Here is a 2,056-nt window from a genome sequence, read left to right on the forward strand (position 1 = left end):
AAATAGCATTACCGCCACGCCTTCTGGATATTCACCTATGGCAAATGCACCGAATGTAGCTATGGACATTAACAAGAATTCGGTAAAGAAGTCGCCCTTTCGGATGCTTTGAAAACCCTCTATTAATACTGGAAACCCAACGGGAATGTATGCCACGGTGTACCATAAAATCCTTTTCCAACCCGTAAAATGCGGAAATGTCCCAAAATAATCAAAAAGTATGCCCGCCATTAACATTATGAAGCTGAAAATTGCAGGGATGTAGGTTTTGAGATTCATCTTTCCCGCAGGTTTTTCATTCGTTATTTCCATAGTTTCACAGCATCCATTTTCAGAGTCCTGAATGGAGTAATTGATTTTTGCGCCGTTTATATTTGATTCGCCGTTTTTCATTTCAATTCCTTAAAAACACATCATAGTATAATGGGACCGTTTTTTCAATATCTTCCCTAGAGACTTTACCTTCCAATTTCGCAGCGATTAAATTTTCGTTTGTTAATTCGATTTATCCTTAACATTTTTTAAAGTTTTAATTTATAGTTATCCCCCTAAATCGTAAAACCACTCCTCAGCTTTTACAATAGCCTCGGATATAGCCCTTTTTTTGGTGTAATTTTTTTCCGAGACCAGTTGCTTGGCAATTTCCAACGCTTTTTCCTTAACTCTTGGGTCAAGAGAATCCAGGTCAGGTTTAAAATCTTCGAACATCCAGTCCATCTTATGGGTTATTTTTTTGAACGGCAAACCTTTTCTTCAAATCAAATTTCTTGAGTTATTTCTTATAGGCTAAAAGTCGCAGCGCATTGAAGACCACAAGCAATGTGGAGCCTTCGTGTATGACTACCGCGATACCGATATTGGCAAACCCAAAAATGGTCGATGGAATGAGCAGGGCCACAATTGTAAGACTGACCCAAAGGTTCTGTTTGATTATCGCCTTCGCCTTCCTGCTCAGGCCGATGGCAAAGGGCAAGGTTTCCAATTTATCGGCCATTAGGGCTATGTCGGCCGTCTCCAAGGCCACATCACTGCCCGCCGCTCCCATGGCGATACCTACGGTGCTGTTTGCCATTGCAGGGGCATCGTTGACCCCATCGCCTATCATTGCGACCTTGCTTTCTGTTTCCTTCAGTTTTTTGATTGCATCTACTTTTTCCTCCGGCAACAGGCTTCCCCAGGCATCGGTCAATCCGATTTCCTTGGCAACGGCATCGGCCACTTTCTGATTGTCCCCGGTAAGCATTATCATCCGCTTGATACCGATTTCCTTTAATTTTTTCAGTGTTTCCTTGGCCGCTTCCCTTGGGGTGTCCATCAGGGCGATGATACCGATATACTCTTTGTTCCTTCTAATGAGCATCGTGGTGTTCCCGCCACTTTCAAGTCCCTTTACTTTTGTGGATATTTCCTCGGACGGTTTTGCATCGTCAAGGTCCTCGTAAAGGTCCAGGTTGCCGATATAGATTTTATCCTCGCCCAAAGAAGCTTTGATCCCTTTCCCGAGGACGGCTTCCAAATCGGACGCATCGGGAATTTCAGTACCCTTCAACCGCTCCTTACCGTCCCTTACGACCGCTTTGGCCAAGGGGTGGTCGCTCAGGTTTTCAACGGCAACGGCTATCTTCAACAGTTCGTTTTCCTCAATGTCCCCTAACGTCACCATTTCGGTAAGTTTGGGTTTTCCTTCTGTAAGGGTTCCCGTTTTATCAAAAGCCAGGGCCGTCAACTCGCCCAAATCCTCAAGCGGTCGCCCACCTTTGATAAGCACGCCGCCCCTTGCCGCCCTTGCCACGCCGCTCAATACGGCACTCGGTGTCGAAATGGCCAGGGCGCAGGGGCTTGCCGCCACCAATACGGCCATCGCCCGGTAAAAGCTGGCAGTGAAAGGTTCATCGATCACCAAAAAAGCGAGGAGCAGGATGCCTACCAATATCAAGACGGAAGGCACGAAGTATTTTTCGAACTTATCGGTCAACAGCTGCGTGGGGGATTTCTGGGTCTGCGCCTCGTTGACCAGTTTGACCAATCGGGACAGCGTAGAGTCCTTTGCTTCTTT

The 2,056-nt window shown here is 46.2% G+C and carries 2 protein-coding genes and 1 pseudogene; all 3 read right to left on the reverse strand.

Going from position 1 to position 2,056, the window contains the following annotated elements; genetic code table 11:
• A pseudogene (locus ACEW8S_RS15420) lies at positions 1-312 on the reverse strand (heavy metal translocating P-type ATPase); the annotation flags it as partial.
• Positions 313-540: 228 nt separating this feature from the next.
• Complete coding sequence (locus tag ACEW8S_RS15425) at positions 541-717, reverse strand: hypothetical protein (RefSeq protein WP_373519020.1); 177 nt, start codon at positions 715-717, stop codon at positions 541-543.
• 55 nt (positions 718-772) lie between these two features.
• Positions 773-2,056, reverse strand: a 1,284-nt coding sequence (locus ACEW8S_RS15430) for a heavy metal translocating P-type ATPase (protein WP_373519021.1), incomplete at its 5' end; no start/stop codon positions are given.

It is taken from the genome of Pricia sp. (genome assembly GCF_041745955.1).
GTDB lineage: Bacteria > Bacteroidota > Bacteroidia > Flavobacteriales > Flavobacteriaceae > Pricia.